22 protein-coding genes and 1 rRNA gene are annotated in these 22,524 nt (G+C 52.8%); 14 read left to right on the top strand and 9 right to left on the bottom strand.

All coding sequences use genetic code 11. The features are described 5' to 3' along the window. Positions 1-4 precede the first annotated feature (4 nt). The 3 genes from rrf (at position 5) to J4645_RS18295 (ending at position 2,189) form a co-directional block, all read left to right on the top strand. Positions 5-120 (top strand): 5S ribosomal RNA (gene rrf, locus J4645_RS18305). A 208-nt stretch (positions 121-328) separates the two neighbouring features. Then, positions 329-784, top strand: a complete 456-nt coding sequence (locus tag J4645_RS18300) for a DUF4385 domain-containing protein (protein WP_000985657.1) — start codon at positions 329-331, stop codon at positions 782-784. Positions 785-887: 103 nt separating this feature from the next. Then, a complete protein-coding gene (locus tag J4645_RS18295) occupies positions 888-2,189 on the top strand; it encodes an MFS transporter (RefSeq protein WP_023214587.1) in 1,302 nt (433 codons plus the stop codon). On the opposite strand, the gene J4645_RS18290 is transcribed toward J4645_RS18295, so the two are convergent. From J4645_RS18290 to trxC, 5 genes are all read right to left on the bottom strand, one after another. After that, positions 2,186-2,509, bottom strand: coding sequence for a YfiM family lipoprotein (locus J4645_RS18290; RefSeq protein ID WP_023214315.1), 324 nt, complete (start codon positions 2,507-2,509; stop codon positions 2,186-2,188). The genes J4645_RS18295 and J4645_RS18290 overlap by 4 nt on opposite strands. Positions 2,510-2,552: 43 nt before the next feature. After that, positions 2,553-3,908 (bottom strand): CDP-diacylglycerol--serine O-phosphatidyltransferase, encoded by a 1,356-nt coding sequence (pssA, locus tag J4645_RS18285; protein WP_023376673.1) that lies wholly within the window; start codon positions 3,906-3,908, stop codon positions 2,553-2,555. Between the two features lie 114 nt (positions 3,909-4,022). After that, positions 4,023-6,683, bottom strand: coding sequence for a protein lysine acetyltransferase (gene pat, locus J4645_RS18280; protein WP_000082636.1), 2,661 nt, complete (start codon positions 6,681-6,683; stop codon positions 4,023-4,025). Between the two features lie 53 nt (positions 6,684-6,736). Continuing rightward, entirely contained in the window at positions 6,737-7,417 is a 681-nt protein-coding gene (gene tapT / locus J4645_RS18275) for a tRNA-uridine aminocarboxypropyltransferase (RefSeq protein WP_000183647.1), read from the bottom strand. 72 nt (positions 7,418-7,489) lie between these two features. Further along, positions 7,490-7,909: a thioredoxin TrxC gene (trxC, locus tag J4645_RS18270; RefSeq protein ID WP_001098732.1), complete on the bottom strand. Its 420-nt coding sequence runs from the start codon at positions 7,907-7,909 to the stop codon at positions 7,490-7,492. A 203-nt stretch (positions 7,910-8,112) separates the two neighbouring features. On the opposite strand from trxC, the gene J4645_RS18265 reads away from it, so the two are divergent. Then, a complete protein-coding gene (locus J4645_RS18265; RefSeq protein WP_023214585.1) occupies positions 8,113-9,150 on the top strand; it encodes a tRNA/rRNA methyltransferase in 1,038 nt (345 codons plus the stop codon). A 115-nt stretch (positions 9,151-9,265) separates the two neighbouring features. On the opposite strand, the gene ung is transcribed toward J4645_RS18265, so the two are convergent. Further along, the gene (ung, locus tag J4645_RS18260) at positions 9,266-9,955 is read right to left on the bottom strand and encodes a uracil-DNA glycosylase (protein WP_000179978.1); all 690 of its coding nucleotides are present in this window, start codon (positions 9,953-9,955) and stop codon (positions 9,266-9,268) included. A gap of 318 nt (positions 9,956-10,273) precedes the next feature. Between ung and grcA the strand changes: the two genes are divergently transcribed. Next, the gene (gene grcA, locus J4645_RS18255; protein WP_000627811.1) at positions 10,274-10,657 is read left to right on the top strand and encodes an autonomous glycyl radical cofactor GrcA; all 384 of its coding nucleotides are present in this window, start codon (positions 10,274-10,276) and stop codon (positions 10,655-10,657) included. Positions 10,658-10,718: 61 nt separating this feature from the next. Here the strand turns inward: grcA and eamB are convergent, their stop codons facing one another. Beyond that, positions 10,719-11,306 carry a cysteine/O-acetylserine transporter gene (gene eamB / locus J4645_RS18250; protein WP_000188414.1) on the bottom strand — a complete coding sequence of 196 codons (588 nt, stop codon included), beginning with the start codon at positions 11,304-11,306 and terminating at the stop codon, positions 10,719-10,721. A 102-nt stretch (positions 11,307-11,408) separates the two neighbouring features. Between eamB and J4645_RS18245 the strand changes: the two genes are divergently transcribed. Beyond that, positions 11,409-12,308: a LysR family transcriptional regulator gene (locus J4645_RS18245; protein ID WP_000365861.1), complete on the top strand. Its 900-nt coding sequence runs from the start codon at positions 11,409-11,411 to the stop codon at positions 12,306-12,308. Positions 12,309-12,325: 17 nt separating this feature from the next. Here the strand turns inward: J4645_RS18245 and srmB are convergent, their stop codons facing one another. Further along, positions 12,326-13,660, bottom strand: coding sequence for an ATP-dependent RNA helicase SrmB (gene srmB / locus J4645_RS18240; protein ID WP_000219174.1), 1,335 nt, complete (start codon positions 13,658-13,660; stop codon positions 12,326-12,328). A gap of 129 nt (positions 13,661-13,789) precedes the next feature. Between srmB and trmN the strand changes: the two genes are divergently transcribed. Beyond that, positions 13,790-14,527, top strand: coding sequence for a tRNA(1)(Val) (adenine(37)-N(6))-methyltransferase TrmN (gene trmN, locus J4645_RS18235; RefSeq protein ID WP_023214584.1), 738 nt, complete (start codon positions 13,790-13,792; stop codon positions 14,525-14,527). Here the strand turns inward: trmN and nadB are convergent. Then, positions 14,512-16,134, bottom strand: a complete 1,623-nt coding sequence (nadB, locus tag J4645_RS18230; RefSeq protein WP_000989187.1) for an L-aspartate oxidase — start codon at positions 16,132-16,134, stop codon at positions 14,512-14,514. The two genes, trmN and nadB, sit on opposite strands and share 16 nt — an antisense overlap. A gap of 263 nt (positions 16,135-16,397) precedes the next feature. Here nadB and rseD point away from each other — a divergent pair, with 263 nt between their 5' ends. The 7 genes from rseD (at position 16,398) to lepB (ending at position 22,290) form a co-directional block, all read left to right on the top strand. After that, positions 16,398-16,562 (top strand): rpoE leader peptide RseD, encoded by a 165-nt coding sequence (gene rseD / locus J4645_RS18225; protein WP_014344135.1) that lies wholly within the window; start codon positions 16,398-16,400, stop codon positions 16,560-16,562. Then, the gene (gene rpoE, locus J4645_RS18220) at positions 16,559-17,134 is read left to right on the top strand and encodes an RNA polymerase sigma factor RpoE (protein WP_000003307.1); all 576 of its coding nucleotides are present in this window, start codon (positions 16,559-16,561) and stop codon (positions 17,132-17,134) included. The genes rseD and rpoE overlap by 4 nt, the downstream gene beginning before the upstream one ends. A gap of 31 nt (positions 17,135-17,165) precedes the next feature. Continuing rightward, the gene (gene rseA / locus J4645_RS18215) at positions 17,166-17,816 is read left to right on the top strand and encodes an anti-sigma-E factor RseA (RefSeq protein WP_001168374.1); all 651 of its coding nucleotides are present in this window, start codon (positions 17,166-17,168) and stop codon (positions 17,814-17,816) included. Next, the gene (gene rseB, locus J4645_RS18210; protein WP_000812021.1) at positions 17,816-18,772 is read left to right on the top strand and encodes a sigma-E factor regulatory protein RseB; all 957 of its coding nucleotides are present in this window, start codon (positions 17,816-17,818) and stop codon (positions 18,770-18,772) included. Before rseA ends, rseB begins: the two co-directional genes overlap by 1 nt. After that, on the top strand, positions 18,769-19,248 hold the full coding sequence (rseC, locus tag J4645_RS18205) for a SoxR-reducing system protein RseC (RefSeq protein ID WP_000589089.1): 480 nt from the start codon (positions 18,769-18,771) through the stop codon (positions 19,246-19,248). Before rseB ends, rseC begins: the two co-directional genes overlap by 4 nt. 251 nt (positions 19,249-19,499) lie before the next feature. Then, a complete protein-coding gene (gene lepA, locus J4645_RS18200) occupies positions 19,500-21,299 on the top strand; it encodes a translation elongation factor 4 (RefSeq protein ID WP_000790154.1) in 1,800 nt (599 codons plus the stop codon). A 16-nt stretch (positions 21,300-21,315) separates the two neighbouring features. Beyond that, complete coding sequence (lepB, locus tag J4645_RS18195) at positions 21,316-22,290, top strand: signal peptidase I (RefSeq protein ID WP_000002559.1); 975 nt, start codon at positions 21,316-21,318, stop codon at positions 22,288-22,290. Positions 22,291-22,524: the final 234 nt, after the last annotated feature.

Here is a 22,524-nt window from a genome sequence, read left to right as displayed (position 1 = left end):
TTTGCCTGGCGGCACTAGCGCGGTGGTCCCACCTGACCCCATGCCGAACTCAGAAGTGAAACGCCGTAGCGCCGATGGTAGTGTGGGGTCTCCCCATGCGAGAGTAGGGAACTGCCAGGCATCAAATAAAACGAAGGGCCCTGTCGGAAGACAGGGCCTTTTGTTTTTGTCTGTTTCTGCCGGATGGCGGCTCCGCCTTATTCGGCCCACAGGAATTATCCCGCCTACGAAGCTGGTGTTCTTGTAGAACCGATAAGAGCACAACCCACCCAATCGTTAACGATGAACTATCCTTTACACGTGCTTATATAAGCAGTGAGGATTTTCATTGGCTATCAAACCTTTTAACTACCAGCAAGACTTTTCCAGCATTGACTTCCGCCAGCAGCCTGAATTGTATCAGGTTGGACGAGGCGAGCAGGGGGTGCTACTGGTTGAACCCTACAAAAGCGAAATTCTTCCTTTCTGGCGCTATAAAGATGAAACATCGGCGATGAAATCCGCAGAACAGATCTACCAGTTGTTCGAAGCTTACCGGCAGCAGGATGATTTCGTTGGTATGGACATGGCGCGTAAATTTATTCAGATGGGATACACCCGCGCCAGGCGATACGCTAACTATAAAGGCGGTAAAAAGTATGCAGAAGACGGCAGCCTGAATACACGGGGTAATGATCCTATTAAGGCCGCGGCGGCAACGGTTTTCAAAAGTTGGTGGGATAAAATTCGTCAGGACGAAGACTATCTGAAACGGAAACGCCAGCATCAGGCACGGTGGGGATAAAAATTAGCAAACAAATAATTAACACTTTATTTACTTTTTGGTCTCGCGTAATCTGAATCTCCAAAATAAAAGGCCGATTAAGCCTGGCAACAAGGAGAACAGTATGGCAGAAATTATTCAGCGTATAGATAAAAACAACGCTGAGGCTCCGGAGATGCGGCGACGCATATGGGCTATCGTGGGGGCATCTTCCGGAAACTTAGTGGAATGGTTTGATTTCTACGTCTACTCTTTCTGCTCGCTCTATTTTGCACATATCTTCTTTCCTTCTGGTAATACCACCACTCAGCTTTTGCAAACGGCAGGCGTCTTTGCCGCCGGTTTTTTAATGCGACCTATCGGTGGTTGGCTGTTTGGACGCATTGCCGATCGACGCGGGCGCAAAGCCTCAATGTTGATTTCGGTGTGCATGATGTGCATGGGGTCGCTGGTGATTGCCTGCTTACCTGGTTACGATACCATCGGCACCTGGGCACCGGCGCTGCTACTTATTGCAAGGTTATTTCAGGGGCTCTCGGTAGGGGGAGAGTATGGGACCAGCGCGACATATATGAGTGAAGTTGCGCTTGAAGGTCGTAAGGGATTTTTCGCCTCGTTTCAGTACGTTACGCTTATCGGTGGCCAACTACTGGCATTGCTGGTCGTTGTGATTTTGCAGCAGGTTCTGGAGGATGCTGAGCTTCGTGCCTGGGGATGGCGTATTCCCTTTGCGTTGGGCGCCGTGCTGGCGGTTGTGGCATTATGGCTACGTCGCCAGCTGGATGAAACCTCGAAGCATGAGACTCGCGCGTTAAAAGAAGCCGGTTCGTTGAAAGGTTTGTGGCGTAATCGCAAAGCCTTTTTGATGGTGCTTGGTTTCACCGCGGCAGGCTCGCTGTGCTTTTATACTTTCACCACCTATATGCAGAAATATCTGGTAAATACAGCAGGTATGCATGCCAATGTCGCCAGCGGCATTATGACGGTCGCGCTGTGTGTTTTCATGTTGGTGCAGCCGTTATTCGGCGCGTTATCCGATAAGATTGGCAGGCGCACTTCTATGCTATGTTTTGGCGCGCTCGCGATGCTTTTCACCGTTCCAATTCTCTCCGCGTTGCAGAATGTGACGTCGCCTTATGCCGCATTTGCTTTAGTGATGTGCGCGCTATTGATTGTGAGTTTCTATACCTCGATTAGCGGGATCCTGAAAGCGGAGATGTTTCCAGCGCAGGTTCGCGCCCTGGGCGTCGGTTTATCTTACGCGGTAGCAAATGCGTTATTTGGCGGCTCTGCGGAATATGTCGCGCTGTCGCTAAAGTCTGTTGGTATGGAGAGTTCGTTCTTCTGGTATGTTACCGCGATGGCCGTTCTGGCTTTCCTGGTTTCGCTGATGTTGCACCGTAAAGGAAAGGGCTTACGCCTTTAGTATCGCGCCATTTGCCAGATAGCGTAACCGGTTGTCGCGCCAGCGACATCCCAGACAAAATCTTTCCAGCTCCAGCCGCTGCCTTCCGGGCGGCTGTCCCAGAGTTCTTTTGAGGCTCCGAGACTCAAAGAAAACATCAGCCCTATCGCTGCGCTGCGGTCAGGGCTTACTCCCTGGTGACGCGCATACTCATTACCGGCTGCCGATAGCATCGCTGATGCTATAAAATGCTGGGCTTTATCCTGACCGCTCCAGTGGTCGTTAGCCAGATGGCTGCACCCGGAGAGAAACAACACCGTAAAAGGAATCAACACGCGCACCAGTCACTCCTAAGAGAAAACCCCGTACAGGACGGGGCTTCGATTACAGGATACGGCTAATTAATCTGTCGATGCGGATCCGGCGCAGGCGGCGAATCAATTTACGCACTTTTATCGGATAGTCGGCAATGCTCTGCAGGTCACGATAATGTTTTACGATGGTTGTGTGCATTCGGATAAGTTCCAGCTCTTTTTCCCGCTGAGGGGCAAGCTCCTGCTTAGGATCGTGGATCAGAATGGCGTTTTCCAGATCCAGACGCCAGGCGCGAGGATTCAGATTGTTGCCGGTGAGCAGCATCCATTTATCATCTACCCACATCCCTTTCAGATGATAGGTATTGTCGTCATCTTTCCACAGACGCACCACAAGCTGATCGGTATTGACGTAATACTGTAAACGGCTCAGGAAGCGGCGCAGGTTAATCTCATAGAGATAGGGCAGCGCGCCAATGATCTTGAACGGTTCATCTTCCGGAATGTAAAAATCATTCGCGGTTTTATCGCCAACAATGATTTCGACTTTCTTTCCGTCGCGCAGTAGCTGAATAATATTCCGCACCAGCACCGCTGGTAGATTGAAATAAGGGGTACAAATGGTGAGCTTATGCTCCGCACAGGGCATGAGATGGAAAATGGTTTTGTTCAGCAGACTGGATTTTCCAAGCCCGACCAGCGGCGTAACGGAGAGTTGCTCGTCATTAGCGTCACCCTGAAAATGATATGACGCATCCCGCAGCTCCTGACGGTATAAGCGGATATCGTTTTTAATCTCCGGGCTTTTCGGACGCTGGGTATTATCCAGACGATTCACACCACGGCCATTCATCAGATTTTGCGTCACCCAGTCAAACATGATGTCTGCCATTTGCCGATTGCGAATCAGCTGGTAGCGATCGTAGCGATATTTGTCATGCTGATGGAGATAGACATCGTTCAGGCTGGCGCCGCTGTACAGGACGCTATCATCAATGATAAAGCCTTTAAAATGCAGTACGCCAAGCGCTTCTCGCGTATTAATCGGTACGCCGTAAACCGGGACATCAATGCCGGGGTTTTCCTGCGCCAGTCGGCAATACCAGTCTGCATTGGTATTCGAGGCTGCTGCGCCAATGCGCCCGCGTTGCGCGCGATGCCAGTCGACCAGCACCCTCACGTCCAGTTCAGGACGCTGCCGTTTAGCCGCATAGAGCGCGTCGAGTATACCTTTACCCCCATCGTCCTGTTCCAGATACAGGGCAACGATACAAATACGCTGCGTCGCGCTGGCGATTTTCTCCAGCAGTGTCTCCCGAAAAGTAGCAGGAGTATAAAAGAAATCTACATCATCAACTGACTGAGAAATCTTAGGGAGTTGGGCAAGGTGTTGTTGATGTTTATTACGCTTAAATTTTGACAACATCACAGTGCATTTCTTCTCTGTTCATTGAAGGGTCCTCTGTGCTATGCAGACGACATAAGCGAGCAATAATAACATCAGTACCCGTTAAAGTGGTCAACATTTCCAGTACATTACTCACGATTCATCACATTTGGCCAGATTCAGCGTCAATCCCACGATGCCCTCTTCGAGCTGGATATCGACCTGAAATCCCAGTTTTCTGGCCAACGCGACCATACCGCGATTGTTCGGCATCGTAATACCGTTCAGCCGCTTCAATCCGTGATCGCGAGTATAGGCAATCAATTTCTCCATTAAACGGCGTCCTAAACCCAACCCTTTGAGATCTGAACGCACCAATACGGCAAATTCGGCATCTACGTTGTCAGGATCGGAGATCGCGCGCGTTACGCCGAGGATCTCTTCAGCGTTGTCCATCCGCCTCACGGCCACAAAGGCCATTTCTCGATCGTAGTCGATCTGCGTCATGTTGGCTAAATCTTCATGGGTGAATTCGTTGATCTCGCTGAAATAACGGTAGTAAAGATCCTCTTTGGTGACCTGGGCGATGAATTGTCGCAGTTGGGGCTCATCTTCCGGCAGGATCGGACGGAACAGGCAGCGATCGCCGTTTTTCATCTCCACCCACTCTTCGAGCTGGTGGGGATAGGGGCGTACCGCAAGTCGACTTTCGTTATCGCCATCAAACGGGGCAATATCCAGCGTCACATCCAGCGCGGTAAACTCACTGGCGGAAGCCAGCAGCGGATGGATATCCAGACGCTGAATTTCCGGGCAGTCGACAATCAGGTTTGAAACCTGGACCAGCAGCTGGCTTAAACCGACAATATCCAGCGGACGCAGCGCGCTACGGGCGCGAATTTTCCGCTGTTTAATGCCCTGAATCACCAGATAGCGCGCCAGATTCATGTTGAGCGGCGGCAGCGCGACGACCGCCTGCTCTTCCGGACGCCACTCTACACCGCCTTCACCCAACATAATCAAAGGACCAAACACCGGATCGTGCTCGACCACCACACGCAGCTCCTGCGCGCCGGCGCGGTTAGCCATACTTTGTACCAGCAAACCGTGAATCCGCGCCTGCGGCCAGGCCATCTTTACACGATCGAAAATGGCGTTTGCGGCCTGTTGTACCTCGCTTGCGGTCCGCAGGTAAAGCATGACCCCCTGAACTTCAGATTTATGCGGAATGTCAGGCGAGCGCAGCTTGAGAGCTACCGGATAGCCTATCTGTTCGGCGATATGCACCGCTTCAGCGCTGTCGCTGGCAATCCAGGTTGGGAGCGTATGCAGCCCATAGGCGTGTAAAATCGGCTGTACTTCATGGGTGTCCAGTGAGGTGGCGCCTTCCGCAATCGCCCGCTGTAACAGATTATGCGCCTCAGCGGTATTGGACGTCAGGTTACTCGGCAACGCTGGCGTTTCCCGCAGTTGCTTCTGGTTACGCCGGTATTCCACCATATGCATAAACGCGGTAATCGTGCCTTCCGGCGTGCGGTAGGTTGGTAATCCGGCTTCGCTGAATAGCCGTCTTGCTTCCTGAGACGAGAACTCGCCGCACCAGTTTGTCAGCAGCGTAACAAACTTGCCTCTGGGGTGGCGCTTAATCGTCTCGATCAGGGCATGGGCGCTTTCCGTACCCGGCGCGGCAGCGCTGGGAGAGTGGATAACCATAAGCGCGTCAAAATCCTGACTGGCGAGCAGGATATCCAGCGTTTTGACGTAATGTTCGCTGCTGGCGTCATCACACAGATCCAGCGGATTGGCAATATCAATGTGCGCGGGAAGCGCCTGCCGTAATTGCAGGCAGGTCTCTTCGCTCAACGTCGCCAGTTTGCCGTTACGCGACCACAACTCATCTAACGCCAGCGCGGCAGGCGCGGCGCCATTGCTGATAATCATCAGTCTGTCGCCGCGTAGCGGACGCATATGGCTCAGTGTTTCGACGGCGGAAAAAAGCTCGTGCGTATCCTGGACTCGCAGCAGGCCTGCGCGCTGGATGGCCGCATCCCACGCAGGGTCCATTCCCGCGCTGGTATTAAGTAAACGCTGGGCTGCCGGGCTTCGGCCGCTTTTAATCACCAGAATCGGTTTGTTACGTGAAGCGCTACGGGCGGCGGAAACAAAACGGCGGGCGTCGCTTAACTGTTCCAGGTAGAGCAAAATCGCGCTGGTCTTGCTGTCGCGCGCCAGATAGTCCAGTAGTTCATCGACATCAATATCCAGGCTATCGCCCAGCGCGATAAAGTAGGAAAAGCCCATTTCACGCTGTTGCGCCCAGTCAAGAATAGTATTAGAAACGGCGGCAGACTGGGAAATAAAAGCGAGCTTGCCCTGTTTAATCGGGACGGGAGAAAAGCTGGCATTCAGCCCTTGCCACGGCGCGAGGAGCCCAAGACTGTTTGGACCCAGCAGACGCATTTTATAATGCCGGGCACAGGCAAGAAGTTCTTCATGTTGTGACGAGGGAGCAGAAAGGATAATGCACGTTTTACAACCTTTCGCGCCAAGCGCGTCCAGTAACGCCAGGTTTCGGCTGGCGTTAGTGCATAAAATAGCCAGATCGGGGGTGAAGGGAAGACTGGCGATATCCGGCCAGGCCATGACGCCTAAAACGGCTTTCCAGGCGGGCGTCACGGGAAGGACGGGGCCATTGAATCCGCCCGCCAACAAGTTACGCATCATCAGGTAACCCGCGCGGTGGGGCTTCATTGATGCGCCAATCACCGCGATCGATTTTGGTCGCAGTAGCGCTTCCAGTCCTTGCTGGCTCATACCGGTTTCCCTTACACAGAAGTGACCGGATAATTTTAAACGCTTTCGCTATTTTATGCTGTGACGTTTCCCGGATGTTGCGTTTTTCCTGCCAGATAGCGCGTTTTAAAACGGGTAAAATGTTCACCTAAACTGGTTGCCGCCTCGGTATCTCCCGCCAGATCTAACAACGCTATGGCGACTTCGGCGGTACAATATTGCCCTTCGGCATGGATTTCACGCAGACGATAAGCTGAAAGACGCGATAAATCGACGGAAATGACCGGCAGATGATCCAGATAAGGGCTTTTACGAAACATTTTACGTGCTTCGGGCCAGGTGCCGTCCAGCATAATAAACAGCGGCGGTTTCCCGGCGGGCGGGGTGGAAATGACCTCGCGCGCTTCGCCAGCGTAGGACGCAGGAAAGACCACTATCGGCTGATAATCCGGATGCCGTACCAGCTCCAGCAACGCCTGCGGCGGCTCGGTACGCGACCACTGAAACGCCGCGGTATCCGGCAAAATATCGGCTATCAGCCGGCCGGTATTGCTGGGTTTCATCGGTTCAGTGTCAAACATGACCAGACAAAAACGGCTTTTCGCCTGAGAAGGCGTTAACGTATCACACAGGCAAGATTTTAGCGGCAGCAGGCAGCGTTGACAGCGGCGAACCCGATTGCCTCTGGCAAGAAAAGGGCGTGTAGCGCGCGCAAGCCGTTCGGCGCGTAACTGAAGGACAGCGTTATTGGTCATAGAAAGCGTTTGCGGAGAAAAACGCTATTGTGGCAGAGGTGAAAACGGGGCACAAGATGCGCCCCGTGGCGTTTACAGCGCTTCGTTCAGCCAGCTGTCGAAAGGCGCTTTAGGCACTGCGCCATTAAGCATATCGACCACCTGTCCATGTTTAAAAATCATAATCGTCGGGATGCTGCGAATACCGAAACGGGCGCTGAGTTCCCGTTCCGCCTCGGTATTTACTTTGACGAAACGGACTTTACCGCTGCGCTCTTCTGCGACATCCTCGAAGATTGGCGCAAAGTTACGGCAAGGGCCGCACCAGGGGGCCCAAAAGTCGATCACCACTGGAAGATCGTCCTTCAACAGTTTGTCCAGCGTTTCGCCGGTCGCATTAATGACTTCTCCGTCAAACAACTCATGACCGCAGCGTCCACATTTTGCCGCATCCTGAAGCCGATCGTCGGGGATGCGGTTAATGGCCTGACAATGGGTACAAACGGTGTTCATAGCTAACCTCTGAATACGTCGGAAGACGTCCCGCTACGCGCGGGATGTTTCTATAATGTTACATATTATCGAGGAGTCTGTGCTAAACAACAATGTGTTTTATTCAATGAGTACAATAGTCGCAAGCTTTTAAACGAAATCATGGCTAACCGGATGCACATCGGGTAATCTTCGCGCTTCGCGCTGCGCTGGTGGAGAAAAGCATGAACGATGAATTAAAAAACAAAAGCGGCAAAGTCAAAGTGATGTATGTCCGTAGTGATGATGACTCTGATAAACGCACCCATAACCCGCGTACCGGGAAAGGGGGAGGCCGCCCAGCAAAGTCTCGCACTGACGGTGGACGTCGCCCCGCCCGTGATGAGCGAAATAATCAGAGCCGTGACCGTAAACATGAAACTTCGCCGTGGCGCACCGTGTCCCGCGCGCCAGGCGATGAAACGCCTGAGAAAGTCGATCATGGTGGTATTAGCGGTAAAAGTTTTATCGACCCTGAAGTTTTGCGTCGCCAGCGTGCGGAAGAGACGCGCGTCTACGGCGAAAATGCCTGCCAGGCGCTATTCCAGAGCCGTCCTGACGCCATCGTGCGCGCATGGTTTATCCAAAGCGTAACGCCGCGTTTTAAAGAGGCGCTGCGCTGGATGGCGGCGAATCGTAAAGCCTACCATGTGGTGGATGAAGCCGAACTGGCAAAAGCTTCCGGGACTGAGCACCACGGCGGCGTGTGTTTCCTGATTAAAAAGCGTAACGGTACGACCGTTAAGCAATGGGTAAAGCAGGCGGCGGATCAAGACTGCGTGCTGGCGTTGGAAGATGTCGCTAACCCGCATAATCTGGGCGGCATGATGCGTAGCTGCGCGCACTTCGGCGTGAAAGGCGTGGTGGTACAGGATGCGGCGTTGCTGGAGTCCGGCGCGGCGATTCGTACCGCGGAAGGCGGGGCGGAGCATGTCCAGCCGATCACTGGTGAAAGCATTGTTGACGTACTGGATGATTTTCGTCAGGCGGGGTACACCGTGGTGACGACGTCCAGCGATCGCGGTCAGACGCTCTTTAGTACGACCCTGCCGGAAAAGATGGTGCTGGTCTTAGGCCGTGAATATGACTACCTGCCGGAAGCGGCGCGCGAACCCGACGATCTGTGCGTGAAAATTAACGGCACCGGGAACGTGGAAAGCCTGAATGTGTCGGTTGCGACAGGCGTACTGCTCGCCGAGTGGTGGCGACAGAATAAAGCGTAAGGGCTGCAGCCCGGTGACGCAACGCGCGCCGGGCCAATGATGTACTTTCTACCGCCCGGTCAGACAAGGCGCTTTCGCGCCGTTATCCGGGCGATAAAACGGCGAGTCGCCAACGTTATTCACTCTCAGCCGGTAATACTGGCGTCCAGTCGATAGTTTTCTCGCCGTGTTGTTCCAGCCATTGGTTCGTTAGCGCAAAATGGTTACAGCCAAAAAATCCGCGGTGCGCAGAGAGTGGCGAGGGATGCGGAGCTTTCAGAATATGGTGGCGCTGTGGATCAATAATCGCGCCTTTCTTCTGGGCGTGCGAGCCCCACAGCAGGAAGACGACCCCTTCGCGGTGTTGGTTAATCAGGCTTATCACTTTATCCGTAAAGGTTTCCCACCCCAGGCTGGCATGAGAGTGCGCCTGGCCTGCCCGTACCGTGAGCACCGTATTCAGTAACAGTACGCCCTGGCGCGCCCAGCTTTCCAGATAACCGTGCGCGGGGCGAACAAAGCCGGGAATGGAGGCTTCCAGCTCTTTGTACATATTCACTAATGACGGCGGGGGAGCGATCCCAGGACGCACGGAAAAAGCAAGACCATGTGCCTGGCCGGGGCCGTGGTAAGGATCTTGTCCCAGGATCACCACCTTAACGTCGCCCAGTTCCGTGAAACGAAAGGCGTTAAACACATCTTTTTGCGGCGGGTAGACCGTGATACCCGACTGACGCTCGCCAGCAACAGTGTGAAGCGTATTGATAAAGTAAGGTTGCTGTTTCTCATCAGCCAGCACATCGTGCCAGGTTAACTCAGTCGCCATCTCGCTCTCCTGCGAATTTCCAGTTCCCTTAGCTTAACTGCTTCTTTCTGCAGTGCAAAATCCTGCGTGCTACAAAAACGGTTACCTACAAAAGATAGTTGAAAATTTATGTAAAAAGTTTATAGGTATGAATGGTGTAAGTTGATGTAAAACAATAAATTCCCTTCATCACCCTTTTTATGGTGTGGTTTTTATTGATTTAAATCAAAGAATGAAGGGTGATCGAAGGGTATATATACACTCAAGCAACAATGGTTTTACCAATTGGCCGGGATTAGGCCGACCGAAATCAAATAATTTTGCCTGGGGAGGCATCACATGATTACAGGTATCCAGATTACTAAAGCCGCTAACGACGACCTGCTGAATTCCTTCTGGCTGCTGGACAGCGAAAAAGGCGAAGCGCGCTGCATCGTTGCAAAATCCGGCTTTGCTGAAGATGAAGTTGTGGCTGTCAGCAAACTGGGCGAGATTGAATACCGTGAAATTCCGATGGAAGTTAAACCGGAAGTACGCGTTGAAGGCGGTCAGCATCTGAACGTTAACGTTCTGCGTCGCGAAACTCTGGAAGACGCGGTTAAGCATCCGGAAAAATACCCGCAGCTGACTATTCGTGTTTCTGGTTATGCGGTGCGTTTTAACTCCCTGACGCCGGAACAGCAGCGCGACGTTATCGCTCGTACCTTTACCGAAAGCCTGTAAGGCTTATCCGGTAATAACAAGCGGAAGAGGCCGGGCCTTTTCCGCTTTTGTTTTATTTGGGTCAGTAAAAAATCCGCACCGCGCAGTACACCAGCAGTAACGCCAGAATGATATTTAACTGGCGACCATAATGGCGAAACGCCCGCTGAAACAGATGTCCCGCCAGCGCCCAACACACATTACCGAACGTGCCGATCAATGCCAGCAATATACTGACGCCGATGACCCAATTCAGCGCCTGCGTTTGCGGTAAAACAAATGTAGACAGAGCGGTAATGCCGTACAGAATAATTTTGACGTTCACAAACTGCAGGCCAAAGCTTACCCAAAAGCCAACCGGTTTTGGTCTGGCGTTTTCATCCGCCGCTGGACTGGTGGCAATTTTCCACGCCAGCCACAGGATATACGCAGCCCCCACCCAACTGAGTAAATGAATGATTGCCGGATCGATAACCGCAAGGGAAAACGCGATCCCGGCGCACAGCAGCATGACGACCAAAAATCCCAGACTCATACCTGCCAGTACACGAATACTCTGCCGAAAACCATGTGCAGTTGCTGCGCTAAGCGCGAGAATATTGTTTGGGCCGGGGGTAAGGGCGGTGATTAATGTATAAGTCCAGAAAGCGCTTAAAAGCATCGGTGTCACTTGTCATCTCCTCTGTTTTAGCAGACAGTACCCGATATGAAATATTTAAAAAAATGAATGTTTTTTAATTCTGAATTCGAGATTTTCGATAGGTTGGTGGTTATGGATCTGCGTCGGTTTATTACGCTGAAAACGGTAGTGGAAGAGGGCTCGTTTCTGCGGGCTTCGCAAAAGCTGTGCTGTACTCAGTCGACGGTAACTTTTCATATTCAACAGCTTGAACGTGAGTTTTCCCTGCAACTGTTCGAGAAAATAGGGCGCCGAATGTGCCTGACCAATGAGGGGAAAAAGCTGATGCCGCATATCCATGAACTGACGCGTGTGATGGAGTCGATTCGTGAAGCCGCAAGACAGGATGCGGAACCCGGCGGAGAGCTGCGCGTGGCGACAGGTGAAACCTTACTGGCGTACAAAATGCCGCAGGTTTTACAACGATTTAAGCTGCGAGCGCCGAATGTCAGATTGTCGCTACAGTCGCTGAATTGCTATGTAATACGTGATGCGTTGCTGAATGACGAGGTCGATCTGGGCGTTTTTTATCGCGTAGGTAATGATGATGCGCTCACGATGCAGCAACTGGGGGAGCAGTCGCTGGCGCTGGTGGCCTCTCCACTGCTACAGGATGCTGATTTTACGCAGCCAGATCAGCATATTCCCTGTAGCTTCATCATCAATGAACCGCAATGTGTCTTCCGCCAGCTGTTTGAAAGTACGCTACGGCAGAGGCGGATTACGCTGGAAAACACCATTGAACTGTGGAGTATTGAAAGCATTAAACAGTGTGTGGCTGCTAACCTGGGCATCAGCTTTTTACCACGTTTTACCGTTGAACGAGAACTTAGTACCGGTCAGTTGAAAGAGCTGCCGTTTGGCGCGCCGTCGCTATCGATCATGGCGCTGTGCGCCCATCATGCCGGGAAAGCGGTCAGCCCGGCAATGCAGATATTTATGCAGTGTATGGAGGCGTGTTTTACTGTGGAAGATAAAAAAATGCCGGGTTAACGAACCCGGCATTATCATCACTCTTCGCTGGATTGCTCCTGCATTTTCGTACCGCTTGGCTTGCGGCGCTTACCGATATTTTTTGTATCGCGGTGACGTTTCTTCACGCGCGGCTTCTCTTTTTCTTTCTCTTTTTTCTTCTCGGCGCGTTTCGCCAGCACTTTTTTCGACGGTTTGCCGGTCAGCTTTTCGCTGGGCGCACGCGTGGTCGGGCGAAGCTCATCAATGACGCGCGCTTTTAGCGGCTCTTCGATGTAGCGACCGATTTTCAGCAGCAACAGATGGTCGTGGGCTTCTACCAGCGAGATTGCAGTGCCTTTGCGACCCGCACGGCCTGTACGACCAATGCGATGCAGATAGGTATCGCCACTGCGCGGCATGTCGAAGTTAATGACGTGGCTAACGTCAGGAATATCAATCCCGCGTGCCGCGACGTCGGTCGCGACCAGCACGTTAACACGACCGTCGGTGAGACGCTTAATACCTTCGTTACGTTTGATCTGTGCCATCTCGCCTTCAAGATAGCAATTGTTGATCCCGGCCAGACGCAGCGTTTCAGCCAGTTCATGGACGCGTTCACGTTTACGTACAAACACGATAGAACGGGTTGCATCGTCTTGTTTTAGCAGGTGCTTCAACAGCGCAACTTTATGTTCGAAATTGTCGGCACGGTAGTACCACTGGTGAATTTTCTTACGCTCGCGGGTTGACGGATTGGCGGAAACCTCAACCGGGTCTTCCAGCAGACGCTCGGCAAAATCTTTAATCGCATCGCCTTCCAGCGTGGCGGAGAACAGCATCGTCTGTTTACGCCAGCGGGTCTCACCAGCGATATGTTCAATGTCCTGAGCGAAGCCCATGTCGAGCATCCGGTCAGCTTCGTCAAGGATCAGTGTTTCAACCGCCCGGCAGTCAAAGTTCTCTTCTTTTATATATTGCAGCAGACGGCCCGTTGTGGCGACCACGATATCCTGGTTTTCGCTAAACACTTCAGCATGGTTCATATAGGCCACGCCGCCGGTAATCGTGGCGATATCCAGATGAGTATGCTTAGCCAGTTCACGAGCGTGATCGGCAACTTGCATTGCCAGTTCGCGGGTTGGCGTCAGGATCAGAATACGCGGCGGCCCCGATTTTTTACGCGGAAAGTCGAGCAGGTGCTGCAACGCCGGCAGCAGATATGCCGCCGTTTTACCGGTGCCTGTCGGCGCAGAACCGAGTACATCACGGCCATCGAGCGCAGGCGGAATGGCGGCAGCCTGAATGGCGGTCGGGCGAGTGAAACCTTTATCCTGGAGGGCATCCAGCAGGCTTTCGTCGAGTTCAAGTTCGGAAAAAGTCGTTACAGTCATGTTCTACCTCTGTGTGGGGCGCTGATTATAGACGTTACGGCCACAATCTTCATCTGTTTGTATGGATATCCCTTCTCAGGTATTGTTTTCACCCGGCGCTGTCGCCGTTTTTTGCAAGGTTGTTTTTACATGTCTCAGTCTGGCTCCGTTCTTCGTCGTAACGGATTTACGTTTAAACAGTTTTTTGTCGCACACGATCGGTGTGCGATGAAAGTGGGAACTGACGGTATTTTACTCGGGGCGTGGGCACCGGTCGCGGATGTAAAGCGAATTCTGGATATCGGTACTGGAAGCGGTCTACTGGCGTTAATGCTGGCGCAGCGGACGGATGACAATGTGCCTATTGACGCCGTGGAACTGGATGCCGGGGCTGCCATGCAAGCGCAGGAAAACGTTGCTCACTCTCCCTGGCCGCATCGAATAACGGTGCATACTGACGATATTCAGCGTTGGGCGCCTCGCCAGACGGTACGCTTTGATCTTATTATCAGCAACCCGCCTTATTACGAACCCGGTGTGGAATGCGCCACGCCGCAGCGGGAGCAGGCGCGTTACACCGCTACGCTGGATCACCAGACGTTATTGGCTATTGCGGCGGATTGTATTACCGAAGACGGCTTTTTTTGCGTAGTCTTGCCGGAACAAATAGATAACGCTTTTACACAGCAAGCGCTCAACATGGGATGGCATTTGCGATTACGTACTGACGTTGCGGAAAACGAAGCGCGCTTGCCGCACCGGGTTTTGCTCGCATTCTCCCCGCAAGCCGGAGAGTGCTTTAGCGACAGATTAGTAATTCGCGGGTCAGACCAGCATTATTCTGAAAGTTATACGGCGCTGACCCAGGCATTTTATCTGTTTATGTGAGGCGTTAACGGCGAAAGGATCGATGGGCCTGATTCAGCCAGTTGTTGCGGATAATCCAGCGTAAAGTGCAGCCCCCGGCTCTCTTTACGCATCATCGCGCAACGCACAATCAGTTCGGCCACTTGCACCAGATTGCGCAGCTCCAGTAAATTATTCGAGACGCGAAAGTTGGCGTAATATTCGTCAATCTCTTGTTGCAACATAGTAATACGCCGTAGGGCGCGCTCCAGCCGTTTCGTCGTGCGCACAATGCCCACATAGTCCCACATCAGCAGGCGCAGTTCATGCCAGTTATGCTGAATCACCACCCGCTCATCGGCGTTCTCCACGCGGCTTTCATCCCAGGCGGGAAGGACGTCAACGCTGTGGACAGAAGGCATTCGCCTGTCGATATCCATTGCCGCGGACCAGCCGTACACTAAGCATTCCAGCAACGAGTTGGACGCCATACGGTTAGCGCCGTGCAGGCCGGTGTAACTGACTTCGCCAATGGCATATAAGCCGTCTACATCGGTACGACCATAATCATCGACGACCACGCCGCCGCAGGTATAGTGCGCGGCAGGAACAACGGGAATCGGTTCTTTGGTTAAATCCATCCCCAAATCGAGCAGTTTCGCATAGATCATCGGGAAGTGTTGGCGGACAAAATCGTCAGGCTTGTGGCTGATATCGAGAAACATACAGTCTGCGCCGAGTCGTTTCATCTCATGGTCAATAGCGCGGGCGACAATATCGCGCGGCGCCAGTTCCCCGCGTTCGTCAACGTCCGGCATAAACCGTGAACCGTCCGGACGTTTAAGGTATGCGCCTTCGCCGCGCAGCGCTTCGGTAAGGAGAAAATTACGCGCCTGCGGGTGATAAAGGGCGGTGGGATGAAACTGGTTAAATTCCAGATTAGCGACCCGACAGCCCGCGCGCCAGGCCATCGCGATACCGTCGCCGGAGGAAATATCCGGGTTAGTGGTATATTGATACACCTTTGAGGCGCCGCCGGTCGCCAGCACCACCGACTTCGCATGACAGGTTTCAACCCACTCTTTATTGCGATTCCAGATCCAGGCGCCGACGACCCGGCGAGGCCCCGGCAGACCCATTTTATCGGAAATAATTAAATCAACGGCGTTGCTGCGTTCCAGCACCTGAATATTAGGATGATTTTGCGCCCGACTGACCAACGTGGTTTCGACTTCCTTTCCGGTAGCGTCAGCGGCATGAAGGATACGGCGATGGCTATGGCCGCCTTCACGCGTGAGATGATAGCTCTCCTTGCCGTTTGGCTGGACATGCGTATCAAACAGCACGCCCTGATCGATAAGCCACTGCACGCAGGTACGAGCGTTGCTGGCGACAAACTCCACCGCGTGGCGATCGCAAATTCCGGCGCCGGCAATCAGCGTATCTTCGACATGCGACGCAATACTGTCGGTTTCATCAAACACGGCGGCAATACCGCCCTGCGCATAAAACGTGGAGCCCTCGCTCACCGGCCCTTTACTCAGGACGATAACCTTATGTTTTTCAGCCAGACGCAGCGCCAGCGAGAGTCCGGCCGCGCCGCTGCCGATAATTAACACATCACAGGACAGTTCAGGAGTTGTCATTATGGTTTTTGTTTAATTTACTAAACACGGTTGCGGCAGATTAGCACTATATGGCGCTAAAAAGCACGTGATGATTTCGCTGGTGTTGTGCTTATTAAACATAAAATAAAAATACGGCGAGAGATAAACGGCAAAAAATATTTTATAGGGCAGGGTGTTAGCGTCGGATTTTGTAGTGAAATAAAGATGCTGTTAGGTTACTCTGCAAACGACGAAATGGGCATTTCTGTACAGATAGTGCGTTGTTCAGCATCTGTAGACTTATAATGGAAGATAAGACCTGTCTACAACATGACAAACAAAAACAAATGCGTAACGGAACTTTACGAAACATAGACACTCTAACCTGTTGCTTGCTCATAGTGCGGCTTATGGAGTGGCGTTTCGAAAGCGCGTGGAAATTTGGTTTGGGGAGACATTACCTCGGATGAGCGAGCAGTTAACGGACCAGGTCCTGGTTGAACGGGTCCAGAAGGGAGATCAGAAAGCCTTTAACTTACTGGTAGTGCGCTACCAGCATAAAGTGGCGAGTCTGGTTTCCCGCTATGTGCCATCGGGCGACGTTCCCGATGTCGTACAGGAATCATTTATTAAGGCCTATCGCGCGCTGGATTCTTTCCGGGGGGATAGCGCTTTTTATACCTGGTTGTATCGCATTGCGGTCAATACCGCGAAGAACTACCTGGTTGCGCAGGGGCGTCGTCCGCCTTCCAGTGATGTAGACGCGATTGAAGCAGAAAACTTTGAAAGCGGCGGCGCGCTGAAAGAAATTTCGAACCCTGAGAACTTAATGTTGTCAGAAGAACTGAGACAGATAGTTTTCCGAACTATTGAGTCCCTCCCGGAAGATTTACGTATGGCAATCACCTTACGGGAGCTGGATGGCCTGAGCTATGAAGAGATAGCGGCTATCATGGATTGTCCGGTGGGGACGGTGCGTTCACGTATCTTCCGGGCGCGGGAAGCTATTGATAATAAAGTTCAACCGCTTATCAGGCGTTGACGATAGCGGGATACTGGAAAAGGTATTAGGCATGCAGAAAGAAAAACTTTCCGCTTTGATGGATGGCGAAACGTTGGATAGTGAGCTGCTCAAAGCGCTTACGCACGACCCGGAAATGCAGAAAACCTGGGAGAGTTATCACCTGATCCGCGATTCAATGCGGGGGGATACGCCTGACGTTCTCCATTTCGATATATCCGCTCGCGTGATGGCCGCTATTGAAAACGAGCCAGTACGTCAGGTGTCGCCATTAATCCCTGAGGCCCAACCCGCTCCGCAGCAATGGCAGAAAATGCCGTTCTGGAAAAAAGTGCGTCCGTGGGCGGCGCAGCTTACCCAAATGGGCGTGGCGGCGTGCGTTTCACTTGCAGTTATCGTCGGTGTCCAGCACTATAATGGGCAATCTGAAACATCCCAACAACCTGAAACGCCGGTTTTCAATACCCTGCCTATGATGGGGAAAGCCAGCCCGGTAAGTCTGGGAGTGCCTTCTGAAGCAGCGCCTGTCGGCAGTCAGCAACAGCAGGTACAGGAGCAGCGTCGTCGCATTAATGCCATGTTGCAGGACTATGAACTGCAGCGCCGACTGCACTCCGAACAGCTTCAGTTTGAGCAGGCGCAAACCCAGCAAGCCGCGGTACAGGTGCCAGGAATCCAAACTTTAGGAACGCAATCGCAGTAATGAAGCAACTTTGGTTTGCCATGTCCCTTGTGGCGGCTAGCCTGTTCTTCTCAGTAAACGCCTCGGCCGACCCTGCGTCCGGGGCGTTATTGCAGCAGATGAACATCGCCAGTCAGTCACTGAATTACGAGCTGTCATTCGTCAGCATCACGAAACAAGGCGTTGAATCTCTGCGTTATCGACACGCACGCCTGGATAGTCGCCCGCTTGCGCAATTGCTACAGTTGGACGGTCCCCGCCGGGAGGTCGTACAACGTGGTAATGAAATCAGTTATTTTGAACCGGGCCTTGAGCCGTTCACCCTGAACGGTGATTATATTGTCGATTCTCTGCCTTCCCTGATTTACACCGACTTCAAGCGTCTGGCGCCTTACTACGACTTTATTTCCGTCGGACGCACCCGTATCGCAGACAGATTGTGCGAAGTTATCCGCGTTGTGGCGCGCGATGGTACGCGTTACAGCTATATCGTCTGGATGGACATGGACACCAAACTACCGATGCGCGTTGATCTGCTGGATCGCGATGGCGAGACGCTGGAGCAGTTCCGCGTTATTGCGTTCACGGTGAGTCAGGATATCGGCAGCAACATGCAGGCGCTGGCGAAGGCGAATCTGCCGCCGCTGCTTTCTGTTCCCGGTGGCGAAAAAACGAAATTTAACTGGAGTCCATCCTGGGTGCCGCAAGGCTTTAGCGAAGTTTCCAGCAGCCGTCGTCCGTTGCCGACGATGGATAACCTGCCTATCGAATCGCGGCTTTATTCTGACGGTCTGTTTAGCTTTTCCGTCAATGTGAACCGGGCGACGCAAAACAGCAGCGATCAGATGCTGCGCACCGGGCGCCGAACGGTTTATAGCAGCGTTCGCGACAACGCGGAAATCACCATTGTCGGCGAGCTTCCGCCGCAAACGGCGAAGCGCATTGCCGACAGTATCAAATTCAGGGCAGTACAATGATTAAAGAGTGGGCAACCGTTGTCTCCTGGCAGAATGGTCAGGCGGTGGTGAGCTGCGACGTTAAAGCGTCATGCAGCAGCTGCGCCTCCCGTGCGGGATGCGGCAGTCGCGTGCTGAATAAATTAGGGCCGCAAACCACGCATACCATTGTTGTGCCAAGCGCGGAGCCGCTGGCGCCGGGGCAGAAAGTCGAGTTGGGCATCGCCGAAAAAAGCCTTTTAGGTTCGGCGATGCTGGTCTATATGTCGCCTTTAGCGGGGCTATTTCTTTGTGCGGCGCTTTTTCAGATGCTGTTTGGATCTGACCTTGCCGCATTAAGCGGGGCCGTGTTGGGCGGCGTGGGCGGTTTTCTGGTTGCCCGCGGCTATTCCCGAAAACTGGCGGAGCGCGACGCCTGGCAGCCGGTGATTTTAAACGTTGCCCTCCCGCCGGACCTTGTTCGCGTCGAAACTACCTCAATCGAAACGCGCCAGTAAACGTTTTGCCCAACGGTACACCTGCCGCGTTGGGTTGTTGTCCCGATAAGCATGCGCTTTTCCTGCGTTGCGGTGTTTTACAGGAAAAAAGCGAGGCGTTTTCCAGTTCCCGTTCTCCTTACACTATGAACATTTCCTCGCCTTAGCGTTGTAGTGTAGAATGCGGCGTTTCAGTTAAAACAGACGTTAAGCTCAGAACAGCGACCTCTAAAGTCTGGTCAACCAGGCGTAAGGCATAATAATTTATCTCTATGAAGAACATACGTAACTTTTCGATCATTGCTCACATTGACCACGGTAAATCGACGCTGTCTGACCGTATTATCCAAATCTGCGGTGGCCTGTCTGACCGTGAAATGGAAGCTCAGGTACTTGATTCGATGGATCTTGAGCGTGAGCGCGGTATTACTATTAAAGCCCAGAGTGTGACGCTGGATTTTAAAGCGTCTGATGGTGAAACTTATCAACTGAACTTTATCGACACGCCGGGACACGTTGACTTTTCCTATGAAGTTTCCCGTTCGTTAGCCGCCTGCGAGGGCGCGCTGCTGGTGGTGGATGCCGGCCAGGGCGTAGAAGCGCAAACGTTGGCGAACTGCTACACCGCGATGGAAATGGATCTTGAAGTGGTGCCGGTGCTTAACAAGATTGACCTGCCAGCCGCCGATCCGGAGCGTGTGGCGGAAGAAATCGAAGACATTGTCGGTATCGATGCGACGGACGCGGTACGCTGCTCCGCCAAAACGGGTGTCGGCGTGACGGATGTTCTGGAACGCCTGGTGCGCGATATCCCGCCGCCGCAAGGCGATCCGGACGGCCCGCTGCAGGCGCTGATTATTGACTCCTGGTTCGATAACTACCTGGGCGTGGTATCGCTGGTGCGTATTAAAAACGGCACCATGCGTAAAGGCGACAAAATTAAAGTGATGAGTACCGGGCAGACCTACAACGCTGACCGCCTGGGGATCTTCACGCCGAAACAGGTTGATCGTACCGAGCTGAAGTGCGGCGAAGTAGGCTGGCTGGTCTGCGCCATTAAAGATATCCTCGGTGCGCCGGTTGGCGATACCTTAACCTCAGCGCGTAACCCAGCGGAAAAAGCGTTGCCGGGCTTTAAGAAGGTGAAACCGCAGGTCTATGCAGGTCTGTTCCCGGTCAGCTCCGACGATTATGAAAGTTTCCGCGACGCGCTCGGCAAGCTAAGCCTGAACGACGCCTCACTGTTTTATGAACCGGAAAGCTCCTCGGCGCTGGGTTTTGGTTTCCGCTGCGGCTTCCTCGGCCTGTTGCACATGGAGATCATTCAGGAGCGTCTGGAACGCGAATACGATCTGGATCTGATCACCACTGCGCCGACCGTGGTTTATGAAGTAGAAACAACGGCGAAAGAGACTATCTATGTTGATAGCCCCTCCAAGCTGCCGCCGTTGAATAACATTTATGAACTGCGCGAGCCTATCGCCGAATGTCATATGCTGTTACCACAAGCCTATTTAGGTAACGTTATTACGCTGTGTATTGAGAAACGCGGCGTACAAACTAACATGGTGTATCACGGTAACCAGGTCGCGTTGACCTATGAAATCCCGATGGCGGAAGTGGTGCTCGACTTCTTTGACCGTCTGAAATCGACGTCGCGCGGCTATGCGTCTCTGGATTATAACTTCAAGCGCTTCCAGGCTTCCGATATGGTGCGTGTTGATGTGTTAATCAACAACGAGCGTGTCGATGCGCTGGCGCTGATCACGCACCGCGATAACTCGCAAAGCCGTGGTCGCGAGCTGGTGGAGAAGATGAAAGATTTGATCCCACGCCAGCAGTTTGATATCGCGATTCAGGCGGCGATTGGTACGCATATTATTGCCCGTTCGACGGTAAAACAGTTACGTAAAAACGTGCTGGCGAAGTGCTACGGCGGTGATATCAGTCGTAAGAAAAAACTGCTGCAGAAACAGAAAGAAGGTAAGAAACGCATGAAGCAGATCGGTAACGTCGAGCTGCCTCAGGAGGCGTTCCTAGCCATTCTGCATGTCGGTAAAGACAATAAATAATCCCTAAGGAGTTGGCATGGCGAACATGTTTGCCCTGATTCTGGTGATAGCCACACTGGTGACGGGCATTTTATGGTGCGTTGATAAGTTTGTTTTCGCGCCAAAACGTCGGGCGCGCCAGGCTGCCGCGCAAACGGCGTCGGGAGATGCGCTGGATAACGCTACGCTCAATAAAGTGGCGCCTAAGCCGGGCTGGCTGGAGACCGGGGCGTCGGTTTTCCCGGTTCTGGCGATCGTTCTGATCGTTCGTTCATTTCTTTATGAACCCTTTCAGATCCCGTCAGGCTCAATGATGCCGACACTGCTTATCGGCGATTTTATTCTGGTGGAAAAATTTGCCTACGGCATTAAAGATCCGATCTACCAGAAAACCCTGATTGAAACCGGTCATCCAAAGCGCGGGGATATTGTGGTATTTAAATATCCGGAAGATCCTAAGTTAGATTACATCAAACGCGCCGTCGGTTTGCCGGGCGATAAAATCACTTATGATCCGGTTGCAAAAGAGGTGACGATTCAGCCTGGCTGTAGCTCCGGTCAGGCGTGCGAAAATGCGCTGCCGGTTACCTACTCTAACGTTGAGCCGAGCGATTTTGTACAGACTTTTGCCCGCCGTAACGGTGGAGAAGCGACCAGCGGTTTCTTTGAGGTTCCGCTAAACGAGACAAAAGAAAACGGCATTCGCCTGACCGAACGTAAAGAGACGTTAGGCGATGTAACGCACCGCATCCTGATGGTGCCGATAGCCCAGGATCAGTTGGGCATGTATTACCAACAGCCAGGACAACCGCTGGCGACCTGGGTTGTACCACCGGGACAATATTTCATGATGGGCGACAACCGCGATAACAGTGCGGATAGCCGTTACTGGGGATTTGTTCCGGAAGCGAATCTGGTCGGTAAAGCGGTCGCTATCTGGATGAGCTTTGACAAGCAGGAAGGGGAGTGGCCGACAGGCGTACGCCTGAGTCGTATCGGCGGTATTCACTAACTGTGACGAAATGATCGTTCACGCTGCCGTCTTTTTAGCGGCAGCGTGAATTATTTCCTGGATAAATTCCCTCAGACTAACGACATCCCCTGTCGTTGTGTATAGAATATTCCCCCGAAGTTTTAGGTTGGCGCCGTTTGGTCGCCACGGCACACGAAACAGCGTTGGTTATAGACAACCTTCTTTCCGCTGCAGCGATGCGGCAGGACAGATGACGTGTATCAGGTCTGTTTC

Origin of the sequence: Salmonella sp. 32082101201600294FB01SM01 (genome assembly GCF_017572865.1) — a bacterium.
Lineage (GTDB): Bacteria > Pseudomonadota > Gammaproteobacteria > Enterobacterales > Enterobacteriaceae > Salmonella > Salmonella enterica.
Note: the sequence above shows the minus strand (reverse complement) of the source record. Positions and strands in the feature narration are given on the sequence as shown.